Source organism: Syntrophaceae bacterium (assembly GCA_013177825.1).
Lineage (GTDB): Bacteria > Desulfobacterota > Syntrophia > Syntrophales > PHBD01 > PHBD01.
This window is the reverse complement of record JABLXX010000008.1, coordinates 92,707-115,846: the sequence shown is the minus strand read 5'-3', so window position 1 is coordinate 115,846 and position 23,140 is coordinate 92,707. Positions and strand designations below refer to the sequence as shown.

Sequence of the window (23,140 nt, the reverse complement as noted above, 5' to 3'; positions counted from 1 at the left end):
CATGGGACGAAAAAACACCATATTATCTTCTTTGCTGGTTGTCCTGATGACAGTCCAATTATCGTTCGCGTCCGATCAAGGCACGGTTCAGGCTCCCATTTTAAATCAAAAGGAATTTATCACCATAGATAAGAAAGTGGCTGTCATTGTCTTTGATGATGTAAGACCTGATATCGAAAGATATGCCAAATCGAGATTAGAGAACCTGATCGAAGACGCCAATTTTTATACGGAAGAATGGGCTTACTTAAATAAGAGAGGAGAAAAGAAAGTTTATAATGTTGCGCAACAATTGTCACGATCAATAGCGGATCAGGTAAGAGAGAAAAAACTATTCATAAAAACGGAATTTGTCGATGTGTCTGTTGCGGATTATTCGAAAAAAGATAAATCCGACTTGGGAAAAGAATATGATTACGTATTGATGGGAAAGATCAAGCATTTCTATGGTTTTTATAAAGCGCTGGAAAATACCGGTAGCTCTGGGACCGCCCTGATGATAGGCGTCGTCGGTGGCGTTGTCGGAGGCGCCATCGGCGGTGCAGTGGCCGGAGCGATTGCTGGTGCCATTGTGGCCGATCAAAATAACGCACTATCATTTAAAATTGAAGGGAATACGGCTCTTACGGACATCAAGCTGATGGATCTGAAGTCTGATCGAATTGTGTGGAGTGGAGAGGTCCGCAACAAATTCAAGGACATAAAGAAAGAATATTCCAGCAATATGTATAAAGAGGCCTCTTATTCACTGCGGGCCGCGGTTGATGATCTCGTTTCGAAAATGGTAAAGGCTGACCTCCGATAACCGCTGTGCGGGGATCGTTCATAAGGAATGAATATGGTGCCGATTCTATCCTCTTCAATAAGCCTGATTGTCCTGCTCGTGCGGCATCCCGAACGCCATCCCGTCACAGACGCAGGAATTGACGGTTAGTCCTTCCTTCCCAATCCTTCCTATTTGAAGCCTTCCGTGCTCATGTCCGGATATTGCTGAAACCAAGGTCGATCATCCGGCCGACGTTCAGCATGTGCTGTTTCACTTCGTCGGGCGTGCGGCCGGGGTAGTTCCGGAAGGTGATCAGGACCCCGTTCAGGGCCGCAAAGAAGGCATGGGACAGGGGCCGCACGGGCTCCGGTTTCTTCATCTTACGGAAGAGCCTGTCGAACTGGTCGAAGAACCGGCGCTCCGCCGCGTTGATCTTCTCGACTTTTTCCGGGGAAAGCTCGCCGTCGAGCATGAAGTGGGTCAGCATTCTCAGGTACTGGTCGTTGTCGATGCAGTAGGAGAGAAAGGCGTCGCTGATCTTCGCGATGTCCGGCGTCTCGCTCTCGTCGATGAGCCGCTCGATGACCCCGCCGATTTCCTCGGCGCCCCGGATGAAGGCCTCCACGAAGATCGACTGCTGGTCCGGGAAATACCGGTAGATCAAGGCGTGCGAGATGCCCGCCTCCTGGGCGATGTCCCGGATGCTCACCTTGTGGAACGGCTTGACGGCGAACACGCGCTCCGCGGCCTCGACAATCAGCTCCCGGCGGGCGAGGATCGCCTCGCTCTTGAGATCGGCAAACGTGGCGTTCTCTTCCATGGGGTTCCTTTCTTCCCGGCCGTGCCGTCGGGAAACAAAACCGCTGTCAAGATATCGCGACGACGGACGATTTGTCCACCGGGAAGGAATCGTTCCCCGTCATGAATCCCGGAAAAGACGGCTTCCGGTGATGAAAAAGGCTTGCTTTCCTGTCGCGTGTTCTCTACTGTAACCACTGGTTACACGCCTGTCAATCTGCATTTCAGCAGGCCGGACTGTCCATTCATTTCAAAAAGGGGGGAGATCCCATGGAAAAGACCGTCCTTGTCGATGTCCGGAACCGTATCTGCACCCTGACCCTGAACCGTCCCGACGTGATGAACGCCTTCAGCGAAGAGATGCTCGGCGACTTCCAGGACGCCCTCGACCGCATCGGCAGGGACGAGGAGGTGAACGTGCTCGTCCTGCAGGGCGCCGGCGGCAACTTCTCGTCGGGGGCGGAGCTCTCGCCGCGGAACTACTCGCTGAGCCACGACGACCTGCACGAGATCATGAAGCGCCTCGGCCGCTGGGTGCAGACCGTCCGGGAGTTGAGGCAGCCCGTCATCAGCAAGGTGAGGGGGATGGCCGTGGGTGGCGGCGCCAACCTCGCCCTGTCCGGCGACTTCGTCCTAGCCGCCCACGAGGCGAAGTTCATCCAGCCGTTCATTCACATCGGGCTGATGACGGACCTGGGAGGGACGTATTTCCTGCCCCGGCTGGTCGGGCTGGCCAAGGCCCGGGAGCTGGCCATGCTGGGGGACAGGCTCAGCGGCCGGGACGCCGCCTCGATCGGCCTGATCTACAAGTCCCTGCCGGACGAGGAGCTCGACGGCGCGGTTACCGCGCTGGCCGAGACGCTGGCGCAGAAAGCCCCCACCGCCATGTCCCTGATCAAGAATGGGCTGGACAAGAGCCACGACATGTCCCTGGAGGAGGTCCTCGCCTGGGAGGCCGAGAGGCAGACGGAGCGGATCCGGAGCACCGAGCACCAGGAGGCCGTGATCAAATTCATCCAGTCAAGGAGCAAAAAATAATCCCAGATCGATAACGTATACAGCGAGCGTCGAACGAAGACAGAGTTGTTTTCGTCCGCCGGGCATTGCCATGAACATTTTGAAGGAGGATGTCTATGAGTGATGTTTACGCGGAAAAGCCATGGTTGAGGAGTTATGACAGGAATGTCCCGCCGGAGCTCCCGTACGAGAACAGGACATTCGCAGAGCAGTTCAGGGTCGTGGCCGACCGGTACCCGGACAAGACGGCCCTGCATTACATGGGGAAATCCATCACCTATCGCGAGATCGACCTCCTGTCCAACCGTCTCGCCCGGTATTTCCAGAAGATCGGCCTGAAGCCCGACGACGTCGTGGGCCTTCACCTGCCGAACCTCCCGGCCCATTTCATCGCCATCATCGCCGTGCAGAAGGCGGGCTGCGTCTCCACGGGCCTGAGCCCGCTCCTGACGCCCCACGAGATGGAGCACCACCTGAACGATTCGCGGGCCAAGGCCGTGATCACCGTGGACCTCCTGTTCGACAAGGTCGCGGAGGTGGCCGACAAGGCCCCGTTCAAGAGCGTCCTCGTCACGGAGGTCGCCGATTTCCTGCCCGGCGTGAAGAAGGTGCTGGGGAAGCTCCTGAAGAAGATCCCCACGGCGCCGATCGGCCCCCTGCCGGGCAAGACGGTCGTCCGGTTCATGGAGGCCGTCGATTCGATGCCGGCCGACCCGGTGGCCGTCCGGCGCACCATGGACGACACCATCTTCATGATGTACACCGGCGGGACCACGGGCCAGTCCAGGGGTGCCGTCCTGACCCAGCGCAGCTACATGTACAACCGCCAGCAGCTCCTGACGTGGATCGACATCCGGCCCGACGATATCGCCCTGTCGGCCTTCCCCCTGTTCCACATCGCCGGCCTGACCTTAGGCGGCGTCTCGATCACCTCGGGCGTCACGCAGGTCTGCGTGCCCAATCCCCGGGACTCCAATTTCATGATCCAGGCGCTGAAGGCTTACAGGCCCACGTTCATGACTCACGTTCCCACGGTCTATTTCGAGCTCATCAAGAATCCCGAGTTCAGGAAGGTCGACATGAGCGGCCTGAAGTTCTGCCTGAGCGTGGCGGCCCCGTTCCCGGGAGAGAAGATCCGGGAGCTGGAGAACATCGTCGGGGAGAACAAGCTGATCGAGCTCTACGGGATGACCGAATCGATGGTCACCTGCTTCAATCCCCGCTACGGGAAGAAGAAGCCCTCCTCCATCGGCATCCCCATGTCAGACACGGAGTTCAAGCTCGTCGATCCCGAGACGGGACAGCTCGCAAAGCCGGGTGAGCCGGGGGAAATCATCATCCGCGGCCCCCAGATCATGACGGGCTACTACATGAATCCGGAAGAAACCGCCCGCACCCTCCGGGACGGCTGGATATACACGGGAGACATCGCGACCATGGACGAGGACGGGTATTTCTACATCGTCGACCGCGTGAAGGACATGGTCATCGTCTCCGGCTTCAAGGTCTTCACCCGGGAGCTGGACGATCTGCTGGCCCTGCATCCCGACGTCGAGATGGCCGCGGCCATCGGCATCCCCGACCCGGAGCGCCCGGGGTCCGAGCGCGTCGCCCTGGCGGTCATGCTGAAGCCCGGCATCGAGAAGAGCGAGGCCGAGAAGGAGAAGATCCTGAACTTCCTGAAGGAGAACGTGGCGCCGTACAAGGTGCCGAAGGTCATCCAGTTCATGGACCAGCTTCCCCTGAGCGGGGTCGGCAAGATCCTCAAGCGGGAGCTGAGGACCATGATGTAGGGCGGATCGACCAGGACCTTCCAGAACGAAAAAAACAAGGAGAATCAAAGACGATGGGCAGCCTGATATGCGACGAAAGAGACCAGAAATTCGTGATGTATGAAATGCTCAAGATTGAGGAGCTGTTCAAGATGGAGCACTTCGGCGACTATTCCCGCGACATGTGCGACATGGTCCTCGACGGGGCGAGGAAGATGGCGGAGGAGGTCGTCTTCCCGGTCCTGGTCGAGGGCGACCGGGAGGGGTGCCGTGTCGAGAACGGCAACGTCCTCGTTCCGAAGTGCTTCCACCGCAGCTTCCGCATCTTCCGGGAAGGCGGCTGGACGACCGTCAGCGTGTCCCCCGAGGCCGGCGGGCAGGGATTCCCCCTCATCATCGGCATGATGACCGAGGAGTGGTTCATGCACAACTTCAGCCTCGTCGGCTACGCCTTCCTGACCGCCGGGGCCGCCCACCTGATCGAGGCGTATGGAACGGAAGCCCAGAAGCGGAAGTACATGGACAAGATGTATGAATGCGTGTGGGGCGGCAACATGTGCCTGACGGAGCCCGGCGCCGGGACCGACCTCAGCAACATTCGGACGAAGGCCATCCGGCAGCCCGATGGCACGTTCCTCCTGGAAGGGACGAAGCAGTTCATCACCGGCGGGGACCAGGACCTGACGGAAAACGTCATCAGCCCCGTGCTGGCGCGGATCGAGGGCGATCCCGCGGGGACGGAGGGCATCTCCATCTTCCTGGTGCCCAAGTTCCTCGTCAACGAAGACGGCTCCCTGGGGAGGCGAAACGACTACACCATCCCCGGCATCGAGCATAAGATCGGCCTGAACGGGAGCGCCACCTGCCAGATGAGCTTCGGCGAGAACGGGGCCTGCTACGCCGAGCTCCTGGGGGAGGAGCGGCAGGGGATCCGGATCATGTTCCAGATGATGAACGAGGCCCGGATCTTCGTGGCCGTCGAGTCCCTGGGCAGCGCCTCCATCGCCTACCTGCACGCCCTCGCCTATGCCAAGGAGCGCCTCCAGGGGTCCGCATTGGAGGAGATGAAAAACCCCCTGGCCCCGAGGGTGCCGATCATCCGCCATCCCGACGTCCGGCGGATGCTCCTGTGGATGAAGGCCCATGTGGAAGGTATGCGGGCGCTCTCCTATTACACGGCCTGGTGCGTCGACGTCATGGAGAGCACCGCCGACCCCGCCGTGAAAGACACCTATCGCGGCATCATCGAGGTGCTGACACCCGTCTGCAAGGCCTACTGCTCGGACCTGGCCTTCCGGGTCTGCGAGACGGCCATCCAGGTCTACGGCGGGTACGGCTGCTGCAACGAGTATCCCGTCGAGCAGTTCCTGCGCGATGTGAAGCCGACCTCCATCTACGAGGGCGCCAACGGCATCCAGGCCCTCGACCTGGTGGGGCGGAAGCTCGGCATGAAGAAGGGCCTATATTTCATGAAGCTCCTGGGGGAGATGCAGAAGACGATCCAGGAGTGCGCTACGGCAAAAGGGGTGGGAGACCTGGCCGCCGACGTGCAGGAGGCCGCCAACACCCTGGCCGAGGCCGGCATGTTCTTCGCGGGCAGCGCCTCCAGCGGGAAATTCATGATCCCCGTCTCGAACGCCTACACGTTCCTCACCATGATGGGAAAGGCCGTCTTCGGATGGCTCCTGCTCTGGCAGGCCCGCGTGGCCCGGGAGACTCTGGAGAAGATTTGCGCGCAGAAGGGAGTCGATGCGGACGACAAGGCGGCTCTTAAAGCGCTTTCTTCGGAAGACTCGGAAGCGGCCTTCTACACTGGGAAAATCGCCGCCTGCCGGTACTTCATCAAGCACATCCTCCCGGAAGTAGCCGCCGGCATGAAGGCCATCAAAAGCGAAGACCTCTCCCCGATCGACATCCCGGACGAGGGGTTTGCGGTTTAGTTAAAGAAGCCAGGATCAGAAGCCTGCCTGAAGGGCTGGGCCGACAAAAGCGTTCTAACTGTCGGCTCAGTCCTTGATCTTCTTACTTCCTACTCCCACAGGCTGAATCCGGTATTATTTCAATCAAATTAATAAAGCGAATCCCTATATGGTTATGGTTAGAAATAGCATGATATTATCAGGTTGCCGCTCAAAACGCTTGACTTCTCCGTTTCAGGCGATATAGTGTGCCCCAAATTTGTGGAACCACAGGAGCAGAAAGACCGGAAGATACACGTTCCAGATCCATAAACCGTTTCAGCAGAACCGGTACAGAAAGATGAGCTGACAAAACGAAACCCCACTTCTTGGATGAGAGGTGGGGTTTCATCGTTGAAATTAACTATATTTCAATTTATCATCGGTGAGCAACATCAGCTACAATAACTTGAATAGTGTACTATTTTTGAAGATTGAAGACGTCAAGAATAAAGTAGGGAGTTGATATTTAGGAAATGAATAAGAAACTTAGGTTGGAGTCTCGACAAAACACTTTGATTATAAAACGGTGGGCAGATCTTATAGTATTAAGTGTAATTACGGCTCTTTTATTCATTAGTTTAAATCCATTTATAGGTACATTGACAAGACAGCTATATAATTTGTTTCCTCGATCAGAGACCTTTAATATTTTTTCTGTTTCCTTAATCATTATCGAATTCTTGTCAGTAATTATAATATGGTATGTGATAATTCGTCTCGGTGGGTTTCGATTATTATCGAAAGAAATATTTAAGTCATTTAAAATAAGGTTTTTATACCCACCTACATGGTGCTTTGCATTTTTGGGAGGCATTCTTTACTATTGGGGAAGAACAATATTTTGGAAAACATACACATTCGAATGGTTCGTAATAGGATCATCAATTATTTCTTTTGTTCCTGGAATTATTACGGCATGCTTTTTAGATAAGCTCTTTTCACACAAAAAATTAGTATCTATGAGTATTGAAAATATTTATAATTCGCATTTACTGAATAATTATAGATCAATACTTCATGATAAGCCTGCTTTCATTCGTTGGATTAATAAAGAGACACCCATAAATACATCCACTGAAGACATCTTTGGCTTATCGGTATTTGCGAAACGGATCAGTAGAATGCTCCAAGATAATAATTTAAAGACAATTGCTATTGTTGGTTCATATGGATGTGGTAAGAGTAGCATTATTAACATGGTTGAAGAAGACTTGCGATCGCAAAGCTCTGATATAAACTATTTTAATAAAGAGAATATAATGTTCTGTAATGTTCGTGGATGGGGATTACAGAGAAATGCGGCTATAGAACATATATTACAAAGTGTATTAGTTGAAATGTCAACAAAAGTAGATTGCCTAGGGCTATCATATATTCCAACTGACTACCGACATGCTCTATCAAATACTGGATATTCATGGCTAAGATCAATCGCTATATTGTCAAATCAAGCGAAAGAGCCCCTAGAAATTCTTCGGAAAATGGATCTTGTTCTTACATGTATCGGTATGAGAGTTGTAATATTCTTAGAAGATCTTGACCGCAATGTAATGAGTTCTAATTATATAGAACAAATAACCTCTCTTCTTGATAATTTAAAGGATCTCGATAATATTTCTTTTGTTTTAGCTATTAGTCAAAGTAGTATCAAAAATAATTCATTGTTTAGGGTGTGTGAGCATATTGAGTTCATCCCAGCTTTAGCAAGAAACGAGGTATTAGATTGTATAAAATATTTCAGAAATATATGTATTGATGATTATATAGAGAGCGATATCGATTGTCGTAGGAGAGAAATGAGAGATCAACATCTTGGAATTAAAAAGACTCACAGGGAGTACCAACACTCATCTTTGTTCGGCGAAGTGAATTCTCCTGTAATTGTGGTTTCTAAACTACTCAACAATCCTAGGATGTTGAAAACGACATTACGTCATTCGTTACAATCATGGCAATCCCTACATGGTGAAATTGATTTTGATGATTTATTTGTAACTAGAGTAATATATACAATTGCACCCGAAGCCTTTTCGTTTATAAATCAAAATATCGGATTACTTCGATCTTTTAATACTGATAGCACATCTGAATTCACTAGGAAAAGACAAGGAGAAAATCGCGAAGTACTAGACAAGGAATGGGAAAAGATTCAGTGTGATTGGAACAAAATAATGCTCAAGCATTTGATTATTTACTTGTTTCCAGGGTGGAATGAAGATGATTTTTATCAAGACAATGTGCCCCAAGGTGTTCTACAATCAGATCCCACAGATTACTGGGTTAGGTTAAACAGAGAAGAGGTAGCGATGGATGAACTACGTGATCAGACAATTTTACATGCAGTTCAATCATGGAAAGAGAATAAAAGCACAATCATTTATCAAAATCTTAATCTTTCTGAAGCAATATTTAATATAGATGGCTTTGCACGAAAAATAGAGCATTTTGGAAATTTGTTGGATGGTGGCAATATTAGAGAATTGGCTAGTGAAGTATTCGAAAATATAAGGAATTCAAAAAATAGCAACTTCGATGTTGATAGTTATCTTGGTTTTTTTGAATTATGGAGACTATCATTGGATAATCCATCCAAAAATCATTATGAATGGATTCTTGTAGAAATTGAAAAAGCTTTACCTATTAGCCTAAGACTCGCAAATTCGTTGTACTATTATTGGTCAAAAGGAAGCCGCACCGATATTGATATAACAAATATCCATATAAGCTTACGTAAGAGATTTGTTGAGGCAGCAAGGAAATGTTACGAATCAGATTTAAATGTGTTTATTAAAGCCCTTGATGAAGTGTATATTTATAGTATTTATCACTTGATGATATTTTTTAGTCAAACAAAATATGGTGGCAGTGGATTTAATGCGTCAGAATGGGACTGGCTTGTCAATACTATCTTAGAATCAGCAAAAATAAATAGTCGGATTATTATTCCCCAGTTAGTACCATTAATCTGCGATGAGTTGAACACAGGCAGAGGTGAATTAACATATTCAATTAATGAGAAAAGATTACAAGACCTATTTGGAAAAAAAAGAGATATTCTAGATCAAATATTATCCAATACAATTGATACTTCAATATTTAATGAAAGAGAGAGGAATTATATCGAGTATGTTCAGAGTGTTTTATCAAATCAAATGAGCACAAAACATACAACAGGAGACAGTTGACGACAAGATACGATCGATAAACAGCTGTTGAGAATGTATAATTACTTGAGGATAAATAATAATGATAAAAAAATCATCAGGTTATGAAGAAATTAAAATTTGTAAATGGGAAGACTTTGACGAAGCAGTAAGAGAACTAGATTTTAGAACATGGGTCTTTCGTGGCCATTATGATGCTTCTTTTGAACTTAAAACATCTTTATACAGAATGCTGGAAGAAGTAGAGGATTTAATTGAAAAGAAAAAAGGGAAAAGGCAAAAACTAGTTAAAGATAGAAGGGAGGAGATACTTCTTGAAAAGTTTCAATCAACAGCACATCTATATTTAAAACATTCTCTCCCAGAAATAAATGATAAACACACAAATCGTCTAGAATGGAATGCGATAATGCAGCATTATGGTACCCCGACAAGGCTCCTTGATGTGACGCTATCGCCCTATATTGCAATGTATTTCGCCCTAGAAAAGGGCAGCACTGATTGTTGTGTTTTTGCATTCAATCACAAAATATTAAAAGAGTTTGACGAAGAATATTTCTCTGGAGAAGATTTCGCTAAAGAAGTATTCGCTAATCGTAAAGGAGATAGGTCTTTCATTATTCCTTTTGACCCTTCACTAAAAACTGAAAGAATATTAGCACAGCAAGGGCTTTTTTTAGTGCCAAGTAATAACTATGAAACATTTAATGAAATTCTAAAGCATTACAATCTTAAGAGAATAGCATGCAAAAAAATTATTATACCATCGTCATTACGTTTAGAAGGAAATATAAGACTTCAGAGAATGAATATAACAACAAAATCGCTTTTCCCTGGTTTGGAAGGATTTTGTCGTTCACTTAGATACGAAGTTATGCATAATATTAAACTATTGGAAAAAATATGCTGACAATTATGTTACTATAAAATGAAATTTGCAGTAGCTTGAATCTTGACGATTTATTAATGATAAGAGCAAGACGTAAGCCAGTAGATGACATCGTTAAATCCTCTATCCGAGCGTTCTAATATTCAGATTATAAGAGCCGTCATCTTCTTGCTTCATAAGGGACATCTCTACCAACTTACTTAAGTCTCTCCTGGCCGTTCTTTCGCTCACATTCCGATATAGTGCGTTATATGGGGAAACAGAGAAAAGATCCTTTAAGGATACACTCTTGAAGGTATCCAGCATGATCGTTAACAGGTCATGCTGTCTCTGGGTGATGATTTTACTGGACCTGAGAGAAGAATAGTAATCCCTCATGACGAGAAATTTAATCATGAATGTTACGTTACGCTTGATTTCAGCAAGCGATTCAATAACTCCATTCATCACGAATGTAAGAAAGGCCGATATGTCATTACCGACGTTTTTTCTGGCCATGGAAAAAGCTGAATAATAATGATGGATATTTCGGTAGTAGTAATTTGAAAGCATGGTTGGAACGTATTTAATGCCGGATTTCCTAATTATAATAGCCTCAACAATCCGAATGGTCCTTCCGTTGCCATTTCCAAAAGGATGAATCAACCCTAAGTGATAGTGGGCCAATGCGGCTCTCACAAGCGTATCCAATTGCATGATTTGATCCGAGTTGATCCATGCGATGAATTCCTTCATTAAGTTTTGTATATCGGGCAAACACTTTGGCGGCGTGTATATTCCACCATGTTCATTGTCGCCGACTTTCACCACGTGGTTTCTGTAATTGCCTGGGACGTTATCCTGATAATCGAGCCCATCCGTTATGATTTTATGAAGGTCTCTGATGGTAACTTCCGATATTTGAGCGGCATCGCCTGATGCATCGTGTTTTTTCACATAGGCATACGCATTTTTCAGGTTGATTATTTCCTTTTCAACTTGGCTGGCCTTTCCATCATTCCCTGTATCTTTTATAATTATTCCAACTTCCTCTTCTTTTAAGGGATTGCCTTCGATGGCAGCCGTGCTGAATATCGACCTGCGGATCAATTCCTCTTCCAGATAGGTTGACCATTCAGGCAGAATCGGCAGATCGGCGATTGCTTCATATGACATTCTTCCCTCCAGTATCAGAGGGTTAATTTTTTGAGCATCATATTTCGAGCTGAATGCGAAATTGCCCGATTTGAACGTCATGACTTTCCTGACACTGTTTTCGTCCATGTTTTTGTCACCATTATTCTGTATGAAAATAATATGTTAAGGTGAAACGCCTTCGATATTTGTCACACAAGATGTTGAGCTAACATGTTCCGCCCGGCAGGGAATGCGTAGCATGGCATGACCTTGGCGTCAAGAGAAATGTCAGAGAAATTGTCACAAGAATAATGCATGAATACAGACTGATGAGTCAATGTGCATGATGAATGATGTCACAATATTTGTCACAAGATTTGTCATGCTTTGCACCCTTATAGATGGCCTCCTGTTCATGATCCCGCTGATTGAAAGACGGCGAAAATCGTGATGTCCGCAGAAGCTGACGGGGCTTTCGCACTGGTGGACTTGGACAAGCTCCGGTGCCACAAGGGGACGAAAGAGGACTTTCACTGGAAGGGAAGGGCCTGCGCAGAAGGATTTTCCGGGGACACAACACCTCTTTCCAAGAATTGATGCAGGAAATGTAAGGTGTTATGACCCCGGAATGGATTCGCCCATGCAGAAGCTTGTCCTGCATGGGCGGTGGGGCTGAATCATTCTATTCGATGGTAATCAAATCCAGCGGGTATTTCGTAAAGACCTCCGCTTTTCCGGGTTTCACGCAAACGACGTATTCCAGGGCGAAGACACCGCAATTGGTCTTGAAATCGTAGATATGCGCACAGGGAACGATCATGACGTTTTCTTCAAGGATGTAGTCGTCGTCATGGCAAAACGTCGGAGGCAGATGGCCTGTGCCGATGCCGTGCCCGAGAGGAACGGATCCGAAATCCGGATAGCCTCCCTCTGCGAGACGGCTGATATACCATTTCTCGATTTCCTTGGTGCTCGCACCGGGCACAAACATCCCGTTCAATTCCTCGATGACCGGCCTGATAAAATCGACCATCTTCATGTAATCCTTTGACTGTTTCCCAAACGCCAGCGTCCGGAAGCTGTCCGTGCGGTATTCATCCCAGACGGGATGCAGATCGTAATAGATCCGGTCTCCGTTTACGAGAATCCTGTCGGTCGGCAGGTGATCGCCGTAGCCCATCTGGGATGTAAAGAGGCACTGGTTCGGCGTGTAGTAATAGGAGGCGCCCAGCCTCCGCATTTCAAGCTCGGCATGGCCGATCAGCTCCGCCTCGGTAACTCCGACCCGCACGTTTTCAAGGATTTTGCTGGTGCCCGCATCGGCGATGCCGCAGGCTCGGCGAATCAACGCCAGCTCCTCTTCATCCTTTTTCATCATGACGTCGTTGATCATCTTTTCGCCATCCACGATGGTTGCATCGGGCAGATTTTTGGCGAGGTGGTCGTACATCAGGTAGGCAATGGACGGCATTTCCACGGCAATCACCTTGTTGTGGCATTCGCGCTCACGAAGGATCGTGACAGCCGTGTCCAGAAAGCTGATGGGCTCGATACCGGCATACGCGGGCATCCAGAAGCGAATGTCCTTGATGTACCCCTCCGTCATGAGCCTGCCCATCTCCGCAAGCGAGACGAGGAGCGTGGGCTCTTCCTTTGCCCACACGAACAGGCAGTTCCCGAGGTTGAAGTCGTTGTGGAACGTTCCGGCGACATAGGAGTACTTTTGCTGATGCGTCAGGATCAACACATCGATTCCCTCTTTCTGCATCGCCTGCCTGACTTTTTCTGCATTCTTCCTGAAGAAAGAATAGTTCATCTTACAGCGTCCTCCATTTCATTAATTCTTTTCTTTGGTTCGATCACTCACAAGATACTTCTGTTGACGGTTTGGAGTACAGGAGTCGTAGGCATGCCCGATAAGGCGCGTCAGCCGACAAGAAAGGAGCTATACCCCTCCCTTCTTGAACACATAAATCGCCCAACCCAGCGTTTCCCGTCCCCACCGCAGATACGCGGTCTTACTCTCTCGCACTCGCTTCAGCACGGTCTCCACATCCGGATCGTCCCGATGATCACTCGCCCAGGTTTCCGCGGCATACCACTGCAACCCTTCATATCGATCCCAGTCATCCTGGCTGCTCACGAGCGTGTAGACCAGCTCCAATCCGAGGTCTCGCCCGGCATCTGCATTCTGATCATGTGTTCCGAGGTCGCTCCGTGCCATTTCGATCGCTTCTAAATACTCCTGTTCCGGCTCATGCCGCCAGTACGGCTCTCCCACAACGATCCAGCTTTCCGGGGCTGCCATCTTCTGCAGCGCGCTCAGCGTCCCTCGATGCCCGCCAAAAATCCAGCTCGCACCGATGCAGGCTGCCAGATCAAAGCTCTGCAAGGTCTCCGGGACATACTCGGCCCCGTCCATCTCCAGGAAATGGAGTTGGGCATCCGGAACACGTTCCTGATGCTTCTTTTTGACATCGGCAATGAAGTAGGGAGAGAGATCAACTCCTGTCCCTGTCATTTGCCGGTTCCGCTCTGCAAGCCGGATGAGAAACTCGCCCTTTCCAGTGGCGATATCAAGCACGCGTGCCTCGGGTTTCAGAGTCAGAAGTGTGATCAGCTGTTCCAGTTTCTCAAGACTCATCGGGTTTAAGAGAATGTGCTCTAGATGAATGATGTTAAAGAACCTCAACATGTCCATGCGTATATCTCCTTTATCAATCCCGTCCGAACGATTCATATCGGACAGTGCGTTTTATTTTCGATGATAAGGTACTGCTGTTGGCGGTTCGGAGTATAGGAGGGATGACTTTTCCCGTCAAGGCGTATGCTGCATTAAAAACAGGGGTTTTTGATGTGGTCGGGCAGTGTGTGTTGAGCGGCGGCAGTTCCTTTTGAACAACCGGCTTTCTTTTTTGAACGGCTTGCAATAACGTTTTTTCACGGGCGAAGAATGGAATACACGCTTTGGAGGTCCGTATGGAATTCGGCGAGACAAACAAAGAACGAGCGGGAATACTTCAAGGCAAACGAATTCTCGTAACGCAGGCTGGGGATTTCATGGGGCCCATGCTCTGCCAGGTCCTCACGGAACGCGGCGCGGAAGTTGTTGCCAGTGAGGCTCTTCTGTCAGATCCGGGTGCAGTTGAGAATCTTGTCGCCACCTCGGGAGCAATTGACGTCCTTGTCGCAAATCTTGCCATTCCGGCACCGAGCACGCCCGCTGCGGAGGTAACAGATGTCGAATGGCGGCAAACCTTCGCCGTTATGGTTGATCCGCTGCCCAGGCTTGTTCGGGCAATCGTTCCCGGAATGATTGCTCGAGGCCGTGGCAAGATCCTGGTGATTGGAAGCGCCTCTGCGCTTCGCGGCATACGACGGGCGTCTACCTACAGCGCCGCCCGGGGTGCGCAACTCGCCTACGTGCAGGCGGTCGGCGTCGAGCTTGCCCAGCACAATATCCAGGTCAATGCCATCGCGCAGAACTTCGTGGACAACCCGACTTACTTCCCGGAAGAGGTTCAGCAAAATCCTCGCTTTCAGGAACGCTTGAAACGCGAGGTTCCACTGGGCCGCCTTGTCTCCGCAAGGGAGGACGCCGAATTTGCGGCTTACCTTTGCAGTGACGCTGCCGATTGCTTTGTTGGCCAGGTGTTCCCGATCTGCGGGGGGTGGGCTGTCCGCTAATGTTGCAGCGATGCCGAAGCCTTGGTTCAAGCGGAGAGCCAAGGCAAGGGGCCTTTGGCTTCCGCTCAGCTTTAACGTCGGGTGGGGGTAGGAAGCGCAACGACAGACGACAATCCGATCGGGAAGAAGGATGTGCAACGAAGCCAAATGATGGCCGTTGCAACTGTTGACCAGCGAATTTAGAGGGCTGGGATCGATCTCTTCAGGGCTCCATTCAAACCAATAGATGATCCCGCAAGGACACCTCTATTCTCGCCAATGTTCAGGTTTATTCAACATATCCGCGCATTTAACTTTACCAGATACGCTACCTATCACCCCTGGGCGTAATTCCTGAACCATCCATGCATTAGCATGCTCTTCTGGGATTGGATAAGGGGCTTCAAATCCCTGAACACCGGCAGGCTTGAAACCATAACGGGGATAATAACCAGGGTGCCCAAGCACAAAGACTAAATCAACGCCAGAGTTTGTTAAGTGCTGTAATCCATGCGCGATGAGCTTACCCCCTACACCTTGTTTTTGAAAATCAGGGAGTACCGCTAAAGGAGCTAAGAGCGATATAGATAAGCCATTATGTTCGCCTTCGATGCGTGCCGATGTAAACAAAATATGCCCTACAGCTCTATCGTTATTGAAAGCAAGGAAAGAATATAGAGGTTTTGCACTCGAATCACTTAATAGATCTTTTACGAGATTTGCCTCTTTGTCATATCCAAACGCATCTTTCTCAACTAAAAATACATCACTGAAGTCTGAATCGGTTGCTTCTCGAATTTTCATTTCTTCTCCGTTTCTGATTTATCGCTAACAATCAATATACCAATTTGGTCTTTCCCGATATTTTGTGTTTGCTACAAAATATCACGGAAAATAAAAAAGAGGATATTACGCCTAAAAAATTAACATATAGAAATTACGCCATTTGGTGTTTTGTGCTAATATGGACCAAAAGACATGTTGGTAAAATGTGGGAAAGATGGCAACAGAAAAAAAGAATGCCGTTTGAAAGCGAGCATTCCCCTGAAAATCACGTCGTACTCTCTTTCAGGAAGAAATCTTCTGTTACCATCTTTACAAAAGGTGTCAACCGAACTTCGTCTTACAGCAACGTAAAACGGCCCCTCACGGAACGCTCATCGGTTGACCCCCGCCATCTCTCCAGGGGAGTACCGATCCCCCAGGACCTTGTCGGCCAGCTTGTCGAGCACCCCCCGGTCTTCATCGGTCAGCCGGCAGTCAAGCGCCCCCAGATTGGTCTCCAGATTGGCGAGCCTGGTGGTGCCGGGAATGGCGACAACATGATCCCCCTGGCCGAGCACCCAGGCTAGGGCAACCTGCGCCGCGGCGCATCCCGTTCTCTTGGCCACTTCCTTGATGGCCTCCACCAGTTTGAGGTTGGCCTCGATATTGCCCGGCTGGAATCGGGGCTGCATCTGGGCCCGGTAATCCGTCTCGCCGGTGGGCAACTCGCCGGTCGAGGTATAGCGGCCCGTCAGCATTCCCCGGCCCAGGGGTGAGTAAGCGACCAGACTGATGTTCAGCTCCTTGCACGTGGGAAGGATGTCCCGCTCGACATCCCGGCTGAAAATCGAATACTCGGTCTGAAGGGCGGCAACGGGATAAACGGCGTTGGCCCGCTTGATCGTCTCGGCCGAGGCCTCCGACAACCCGACCGCCCCGATTTTGCCCTCTTGAACCAGCTTCGCCATCTCTCCCACCGTTTCCTCGATCGGCGTCGATGGATCCACCCGGTGGAGATAGTACAGGTCGATCCTGTCCGTGCCCAGTCGCCGAAGGCTCTTTTCGCAGGAGCTGCGGACATTGGCCGGGGAGCCGTCCACTCCCAGAAAGGCACCCGTGGCCGGATCCCTCTGGGGCCCGAACTTGGTGGCCAGCACGATTTTCTCCCAGCGCCCGGCAAAGGCCTTGCCCAGCAATTGCTCGTTGCGCCCCTGGCCGTAGATCTCCGCGGTGTCAAAGTGGGTCACTCCCAGGTCTACCGCCCCGTGGAGTAAATAAATGGCTTCCTTCTCCTGCGCGGGCGGCCCGTAAAACTCGGAGAGACCCATGCAGCCCAATCCGATGGCCGATACGGAAATCGCTGATTTCCCAAGATTGCGTGTAATCATAGATCCTCCTTTATCCTGAACCCCGGCCTTGACACAAGGCCGCATGCTGCCTGATCCTGTTCAGACGGACCGGTATATAAACCCGAATACCGCAGTATTTGTCAACCTGAGAAGCCGTTAAAAAAAGGAAAGCTTACCCGGAATGGTCATTATATCGAGATGAGTGAAAGCTGATCCGAGCTTTTCCCCCTGAATCCCTTTCAATTCATACCTATTTTATTACTGGAATTATTTTAACCGGACAAATAATCACCAAGCACCTTGTTTTTTTGCATAAGCACATAAATCGCCGACGGTGGTATTTAACATATTTATCTGCTTCATTTCTATATCTTCATCGGGGATTATATTTTCTGAAACCGTCTTGCCATTTAACAGATACACAGACTTAAGAGTTGCAACGAAATTATTACTGCAATCCAGCATTACGGTTGAGATAGACTCATTATGCAAAGGATCAATCGATGAACCTTTTTCCCCTATAGGATCGTCATAAATATAACGGAATTTTGCGACGATAAATTTTCCGGACACTTTGTTTCTTTTATCAAAAATAGAACGGTAACTTGCTTTAAATGTTCCTTCCTTCATACCAAACTGATTTGAAAAATATGTCTTGCCGGATACGTCTTCTTGACCTGGCAGGTTGCGACTTACTTCGGAAGATATCCATTCGTTATGATTCTGGGCGGTTGCATCTATTGCGCAACCTATGGCGATTAAAAAAGCAAATAGAAACAAGTTGAATTTATTTGGTTTGGGCATGAATGGACCGGACATATCTTGTTACTCCTTTCAATCTATCACACAGGCCTTTTCGACTGCAGAAGGGAAAAAGGGATCAGCTCCCTTTTCCCCCCGTTGAAGTTACCCCATCCCTTGTTTACCGGAAGATTTCCGAGAAGACGTGGAACGCGTCATCCAGCTTTATGATGTCTGATGTCGGAAAACCCGGGGCTACTTTGGCAAAGAGGTCGCGGATCGAGTCGGCATCTTTGGCATCCCACTCGCAGTAGAGGTTGCCTGCCTCCCGGGCATAGCTGGTCTTGATCCAATAGGCGTCCTTGGAAAGACTGGCTTTGATGGCCTTGGCAACCGGAGTGACGGCCTCCAGGGTCAGGTCTTTACCGACAGGGTGCACAACCAGGAATTTAGCCATGTTCATTCACTCCTTTTTCTAGGCTTTTTATCTGTTCATCCGGATGTCCTCTCCAGCGCGCGCACCGTCAGGATGGGCCAATTACGCCAGACCGATCATCTTCAGGGCTTCGGTAGCCTCGAGCCATGCAGTATGGGAGCAGGTATAGCCCGGTACGCCGTAGAATGTCGTATAACGATTGGAAACAAATTCAATTGCCTCCCGCGTCTTGGATTGATCAAACTCGTAGATGGTGACCGTCTTGATTCCTGCCCCGACTTCGTGGGTGATATAGGGTCCTTTGAGTGTCATGTATGGGGGAAGGGGTGGGAACGCCAGGAAACGCTTGCCAATTTCTTTCGATTGTTCCGGCGGGAACGACATGATGCCGACGATAACCATTTTGGAACCTCCTTTCTGCTCTGCATGAACGGGACATAATTTGAAGAAGACGATCTGTGGCACCCTGTTGTTTTGCCTCGTCACTACGGCTGAAAACAACTTGGCATGAGTTATCCCTGTGGTTCAGATTCTTTCTGTGAGCGGGTTTCTCTGGAAGCTTTTTCCGGTAAATGCGTCCGATGGCTGGATGGTATGGTTGCCGATAGAAGCCCTACAGAACGAATAGCCCGATGGTATGGAGCCAATCGATGCGGCGGCAGAGGTGAGGTGCGGGAGGCTGGAAACGGAATGAATTGGAACCCGAAGGATTGTCGCCCTTCTTATGTCGTACTGCTGTTCATGCAGTAGTGCTAAAATGAAAAACAAATTTGTGGCATAATGTAAAGCATTATTATTGTTAGCATATTATGAGGTCTGGATTCTTGGGTGGGCATCCATGCGGTTGGTCATCAATGGGGGCATGGCAAAGATGTAGTGACGGCGGGGGACGCGCATGTCATCCCCCGTTTTTTTGATCGCCACTTTAAAATACTGCTCAGCGGTTCTGGCACGGCTCGCTTATGAAGATCCGGTGGAATGTATACAAAAAATGCTTGCGCCATTCGCGAATCGCGAATAGGGTATGGTCATGAATCTCAAACCGCAAGATATTTACATTTTGTTGAAACTGGTCGCCCTTGGCCAAAACCAGTGGTCATACTCGTTGCTGGCCAACGATCTTTTTATGAGCTCCTCGGAAGTTCATGCCGGAATCAAACGTGCAGCAGCCGCCCGTTTAATGGGCTTGGATAGTGGACGACCTCTAAAACAATCGTTGGAAGAATTTCTGATACACGGTGTGAAGTACGCTTTTCCGCCCGATCGCGGTGGCTTGACCCGGGGGGTCCCCACGGGATATGCGGCACCACCCTTCAGGGATTTAATTATCCAGCGGGATGAACCACCCCCGGTTTGGCCGGATCCGGACGGCGGGACCCGAGGTTATGAATTCTCACCGCTCTATAAGTCTGTTCCGAAAGCTGCGTTAAAAGATCCCGTTCTTTATGAATTGCTGGTCATCGTTGATGTCATTCGTGACGGAAGAACCCGGGAACGTGAAATTGCCTCCGAGGAACTAAAGGTACGCCTGGGGACGTCATGATTCGAAGCAGGGATGTCAACAAGCGCCTGATCATTCATGTGGCGCAGCGATTTGGAGAGATCAAGGATAGGGTCGTTTTCGCCGGTGGTTGTGCAACAGGGCTGTTATTTCCGATCCCGCCATGCCTGACGTCCGGGCCACGCAAGATGTCGATGTCATTGTCGAAGTTGCATCACGAATGGATTACTATCGGCTTGAGGAAGAACTTCGGGAGAAGGGGTTCAAACAAGATATGAGTGAAGGTGCCCCTGTCTGCCGTTGGTTGATCGATGAAATTAAAGTCGATGTAATGCCGACTGATGAGGATATCTTAGGATTTTCAAACATCTGGTATCTTCCAGCCATTCAGAATGCAATTCAGGTTGAGCTCAAAGAGGGATTATCGATTAACCTCCTGAAGGCACCATTTTCCCTGGCTACAAAAATTGAGGCTTTCAAAGGACGCGGTGGGGACGATTACATGGCCAGTCATGACATGGAAGACATCGTAACGCTATTGGATGGACGACCTGAAATTGTGGCTGAGATCAGAAATTCTCCGGAAGATCTCAAGAGATTCTTGTCACATATGTTTCGGTCGTTTTTGGACACGTCTGCATTCAGAGATGCCCTCCCGGGACATCTGCCCACCGATCAGGCAAGCCAGGCCAGGTTACCACGGCTCATCAAAAGTATAGAGAAGATAGCTGATCCAGAACGGTATCGGTAAAACTCCAAGCTAGGGAATGCCCGCCCTTCACCCTCTCCTCAGAAGGCAAAGACGGTCCCGCAATGCCGGCACTTCCTCGCGCCCCGGAAGGAGTCGGTGCCGCAGGATTTGCAGCGGAAGCGCTCTTCCTCCTCCTTCACCCAGGCATCGGTGCCCAGCTCCCGCCAGCGCGGGACAGCGCGCAGCATGTTTCCCTTTGCTTCCGGGTAGGGGAAGCCCTGGATCTTCTCGCAGGGGAAGCTCTCGCACTCGTGGCATCCCTCGAAGCTCTTCTCCTCGGCGCACGACTTGATGGTGCAGACCCGGCAGAAAAAGAAAGGTTCCTCGGAGCGGCAGCCGGCGCACTGGATCTTGGCCGGGGAGTCGACTCCGTAGAGCTTCGCCAGCTTCTCCTTCAGCGCTTCGTCGTTATCGACGCCCGCCTTGTGGATGCCGCACACGCCGCAGTAGAGTCCGCACGGGGAAATCAGTTCCTTGTTGTACATGGTTGTCCTCCTGTCAGGCGATCTGGAATATCGGTTTGATGTCTTCGTGGTTGAGCAGATCCCGAAGCCAGCGGACCATGTCGGGAGCCTTGAGAAACGGCTGGCTGCGGAAGAGGGAGAGGAACTCCCCGTAGGATGCCTCGATCTGCCGGACCGCGCCGGTGACGGTCTCCGCGATGGTGCCGTGGGAATCCCGCCGGATGAGGAGGTCCTCGGTGTCGATCAGGCCGCTCCGGACGAGGGGGTTGAGAAAATAGGCGCAGCGGCAGGGGTTCTTCTCGTCCAGGAGGCTGCACCGGTCCTGGAAGAAGGAGTGGATCCTGGCGCGTGCCCGGGAGAGGATCTTGCGGAAATTCGCCCGGGAGACGTCGCAGATCTCGCTGCCCACAGTGTCCGGCACGCCGAAGACGACCCCGAGGAGGAAGATCATCCGCTCCCGTCGGCTGAGGGAAAAGAGCAGGCACTGGACGCAGGCCATCTTGACCTCCTCCTGGTAGATCTCCGCGCCGGGCTGGGCGGTAAGCCGCCGGTCCGGAAGCCGCTCGATGAAGCGGTCGTATCCATCCCCCCGCAGGGCCTCCTCCATGGCGGCCTCGTTCCGGCTGCGCTTCGCGTTGATGATGTGGTTGACGACGAGGCGGTACAGCCAGGTTCGGAACGAGGCCTTGGTCGGATCGAAGGTGCCCAGCTTCGTGATGACCTTGATCAGGACCTCCTGCGTGACGTCCTCCGCCGCCGCGCGGTCGTACACCATCCGGAGGGCGATGTTGTAGATCCAGGACTGGTGCCGCAGGATGAGCGCCTCCAGGGCGCGCCGGTCGCCCTGGAGGGAGCGGGATATCAGCTCCGTCTCCGCGGGATCGTCGCCGACGGTTTCTCTGAATGGATTGAAGAACGGTTTCATCGACTGTTCCTGTTTGCTGCCCCCGGGAGGGGGATTTCTCTCCTGCCTCTTATACGAAAATTCCGGGCGGGTGTGACAGACAAAACGCATCCGGCAGAAATGCCGTTCTCCACTTTTGGCATGCCAGGCCGGTGATTATAGAAAATCAAGGCACAACGCCCGCCTGGAGGCGCCGCGCCCGAATGCCGATGGCATGTTCGATCGCGAGATGAACAACTTGCCGGTTCCAGGCGGTGTTCTGGTCAACGGGCCGATGTCAGTACAGATACGGAATCAGTTTCTTGACATGCCTTTGATATTCCTCGTAGCCGCAGAACGCATCCTGCAGCCACAGTTCTTCCCGCCGTGCCTTGAGATCAAGAAACAGAAACAGAATCAGCGCATAAAGAATCGTAAGGCTACCCTGGATGAAGAATGCCCACCCAAAGGCCATGATGATTACGCCCCCGTACATGGGGTGGCGCACAAGCGAATACGGGCCGCTCACAATCAGAGTCGCGCCGTCTTTGGGGCATGGCACGGCCGCGATGTTTTTCCCCAGTTTCAGCATGCCGGTGGCAATCAGGAGAAAGCCCGCCGGCAGCAGAATGCCGCCCATGACGAGCCCAACCTGTACATACGGATATGACCAGGCAGGCCACGCCGGCCAGTTTCTCGGGCCGAATGCGACCAGCAAAAACAGTGCGACCTGCCCGACTACGTACCACTCGCCGCGGGCGCCTTTCCACCAGGGCATACGGGACGAAATCATGTTGCCTCCTTTCCGGTTGGCTGATCGCTCTTTTTGATGCCTGTCAAGATAGTACCTTGTAACACATTCTTATTTTTCGACATTACGGACGTTATGCAGATCCACAGCCCGACGATGATCAGCATCAGCGGGCAGAACAGGTCGCCGGCAATCCAGCCGACACCTGCCATCAGCCACAGTGTCCCGATAATGATGAACAGGATGCCCAGCCTGGACCGGCGGCACCATTCCCTATGATCTGCCCGGTCTCCAGTACCGGAAAAACAAGCGCTTCTTTCCTTCCCGTTTGATCGATCCATGGCTCGCAC

The 23,140-nt window shown here is 50.8% G+C and carries 21 protein-coding genes and 1 pseudogene; 9 read left to right on the top strand and 13 right to left on the bottom strand.

From position 1 onward, the window contains the following. The first annotated feature begins 1 nt into the window (after position 1). Entirely contained in the window at positions 2-805 is an 804-nt protein-coding gene (locus tag HPY65_15660; protein ID NPU85912.1) for a hypothetical protein, read from the top strand. A 169-nt stretch (positions 806-974) separates the two neighbouring features. Here HPY65_15660 and HPY65_15655 read toward each other — a convergent pair whose 3' ends face one another. Continuing rightward, positions 975-1,586: a TetR/AcrR family transcriptional regulator gene (locus HPY65_15655; protein NPU85911.1), complete on the bottom strand. Its 612-nt coding sequence runs from the start codon at positions 1,584-1,586 to the stop codon at positions 975-977. A gap of 248 nt (positions 1,587-1,834) precedes the next feature. Here HPY65_15655 and HPY65_15650 point away from each other — a divergent pair, with 248 nt between their 5' ends. The 5 genes from HPY65_15650 (at position 1,835) to HPY65_15630 (ending at position 10,388) form a co-directional block, all read left to right on the top strand. Then, a complete protein-coding gene (locus HPY65_15650) occupies positions 1,835-2,602 on the top strand; it encodes an enoyl-CoA hydratase (GenBank protein ID NPU85910.1) in 768 nt (255 codons plus the stop codon). 95 nt (positions 2,603-2,697) lie between these two features. Beyond that, positions 2,698-4,374, top strand: a complete 1,677-nt coding sequence (locus HPY65_15645; GenBank protein NPU85909.1) for an AMP-binding protein — start codon at positions 2,698-2,700, stop codon at positions 4,372-4,374. A 53-nt stretch (positions 4,375-4,427) separates the two neighbouring features. Then, a complete protein-coding gene (locus tag HPY65_15640) occupies positions 4,428-6,293 on the top strand; it encodes an acyl-CoA dehydrogenase (GenBank protein NPU85908.1) in 1,866 nt (621 codons plus the stop codon). Positions 6,294-6,787: 494 nt separating this feature from the next. Beyond that, positions 6,788-9,499, top strand: coding sequence for a hypothetical protein (locus HPY65_15635; GenBank protein NPU85907.1), 2,712 nt, complete (start codon positions 6,788-6,790; stop codon positions 9,497-9,499). Between the two features lie 61 nt (positions 9,500-9,560). Continuing rightward, a complete protein-coding gene (locus HPY65_15630; GenBank protein NPU85906.1) occupies positions 9,561-10,388 on the top strand; it encodes an FRG domain-containing protein in 828 nt (275 codons plus the stop codon). 102 nt (positions 10,389-10,490) lie between these two features. Here HPY65_15630 and HPY65_15625 read toward each other — a convergent pair whose 3' ends face one another. From HPY65_15625 to HPY65_15615, 3 genes are all read right to left on the bottom strand, one after another. Next, positions 10,491-11,630 (bottom strand): Fic family protein, encoded by a 1,140-nt coding sequence (locus HPY65_15625; protein ID NPU85905.1) that lies wholly within the window; start codon positions 11,628-11,630, stop codon positions 10,491-10,493. Positions 11,631-12,165: 535 nt separating this feature from the next. Next, on the bottom strand, positions 12,166-13,299 hold the full coding sequence (locus HPY65_15620; GenBank protein NPU85904.1) for an aminopeptidase P family protein: 1,134 nt from the start codon (positions 13,297-13,299) through the stop codon (positions 12,166-12,168). A gap of 129 nt (positions 13,300-13,428) precedes the next feature. Then, a complete protein-coding gene (locus tag HPY65_15615; GenBank protein NPU85903.1) occupies positions 13,429-14,184 on the bottom strand; it encodes a class I SAM-dependent methyltransferase in 756 nt (251 codons plus the stop codon). A gap of 278 nt (positions 14,185-14,462) precedes the next feature. On the opposite strand from HPY65_15615, the gene HPY65_15610 reads away from it, so the two are divergent. Continuing rightward, entirely contained in the window at positions 14,463-15,170 is a 708-nt protein-coding gene (locus tag HPY65_15610; protein ID NPU85902.1) for an SDR family oxidoreductase, read from the top strand. Between the two features lie 246 nt (positions 15,171-15,416). On the opposite strand, the gene HPY65_15605 is transcribed toward HPY65_15610, so the two are convergent. The 5 genes from HPY65_15605 to HPY65_15585 all read right to left on the bottom strand — a co-directional run bounded on the left by HPY65_15605 (position 15,417) and on the right by HPY65_15585 (position 18,842). Further along, complete coding sequence (locus HPY65_15605) at positions 15,417-15,953, bottom strand: N-acetyltransferase (protein ID NPU85901.1); 537 nt, start codon at positions 15,951-15,953, stop codon at positions 15,417-15,419. 353 nt (positions 15,954-16,306) lie between these two features. Further along, complete coding sequence (locus tag HPY65_15600; protein NPU85900.1) at positions 16,307-17,302, bottom strand: aldo/keto reductase; 996 nt, start codon at positions 17,300-17,302, stop codon at positions 16,307-16,309. 249 nt (positions 17,303-17,551) lie between these two features. Continuing rightward, positions 17,552-18,082, bottom strand: coding sequence for a hypothetical protein (locus tag HPY65_15595; protein NPU85899.1), 531 nt, complete (start codon positions 18,080-18,082; stop codon positions 17,552-17,554). Positions 18,083-18,185: 103 nt separating this feature from the next. After that, complete coding sequence (locus HPY65_15590) at positions 18,186-18,461, bottom strand: DUF4242 domain-containing protein (GenBank protein ID NPU85898.1); 276 nt, start codon at positions 18,459-18,461, stop codon at positions 18,186-18,188. 81 nt (positions 18,462-18,542) lie between these two features. Beyond that, positions 18,543-18,842: a hypothetical protein gene (locus HPY65_15585; GenBank protein ID NPU85897.1), complete on the bottom strand. Its 300-nt coding sequence runs from the start codon at positions 18,840-18,842 to the stop codon at positions 18,543-18,545. A 628-nt stretch (positions 18,843-19,470) separates the two neighbouring features. Here HPY65_15585 and HPY65_15580 point away from each other — a divergent pair. Continuing rightward, on the top strand, positions 19,471-19,983 hold the full coding sequence (locus HPY65_15580; GenBank protein NPU85896.1) for a hypothetical protein: 513 nt from the start codon (positions 19,471-19,473) through the stop codon (positions 19,981-19,983). Then, positions 19,980-20,692, top strand: a pseudogene (locus HPY65_15575) (hypothetical protein). Before HPY65_15580 ends, HPY65_15575 begins: the two are co-directional and overlap by 4 nt. Positions 20,693-20,730: 38 nt before the next feature. On the opposite strand, the gene HPY65_15570 reads toward HPY65_15575, so the two are convergent. The 4 genes from HPY65_15570 to HPY65_15555 form a co-directional block, all read right to left on the bottom strand. Beyond that, on the bottom strand, positions 20,731-21,177 hold the full coding sequence (locus HPY65_15570) for a DUF3795 domain-containing protein (protein ID NPU85895.1): 447 nt from the start codon (positions 21,175-21,177) through the stop codon (positions 20,731-20,733). Between the two features lie 13 nt (positions 21,178-21,190). After that, on the bottom strand, positions 21,191-22,081 hold the full coding sequence (locus tag HPY65_15565; GenBank protein NPU85894.1) for an RNA polymerase sigma factor: 891 nt from the start codon (positions 22,079-22,081) through the stop codon (positions 21,191-21,193). 256 nt (positions 22,082-22,337) lie between these two features. After that, the gene (locus HPY65_15560) at positions 22,338-22,832 is read right to left on the bottom strand and encodes an isoprenylcysteine carboxylmethyltransferase family protein (GenBank protein NPU85893.1); all 495 of its coding nucleotides are present in this window, start codon (positions 22,830-22,832) and stop codon (positions 22,338-22,340) included. Further along, complete coding sequence (locus tag HPY65_15555) at positions 22,829-23,131, bottom strand: hypothetical protein (GenBank protein NPU85892.1); 303 nt, start codon at positions 23,129-23,131, stop codon at positions 22,829-22,831. The genes HPY65_15560 and HPY65_15555 overlap by 4 nt, the downstream gene beginning before the upstream one ends. Positions 23,132-23,140 lie beyond the last annotated feature (9 nt).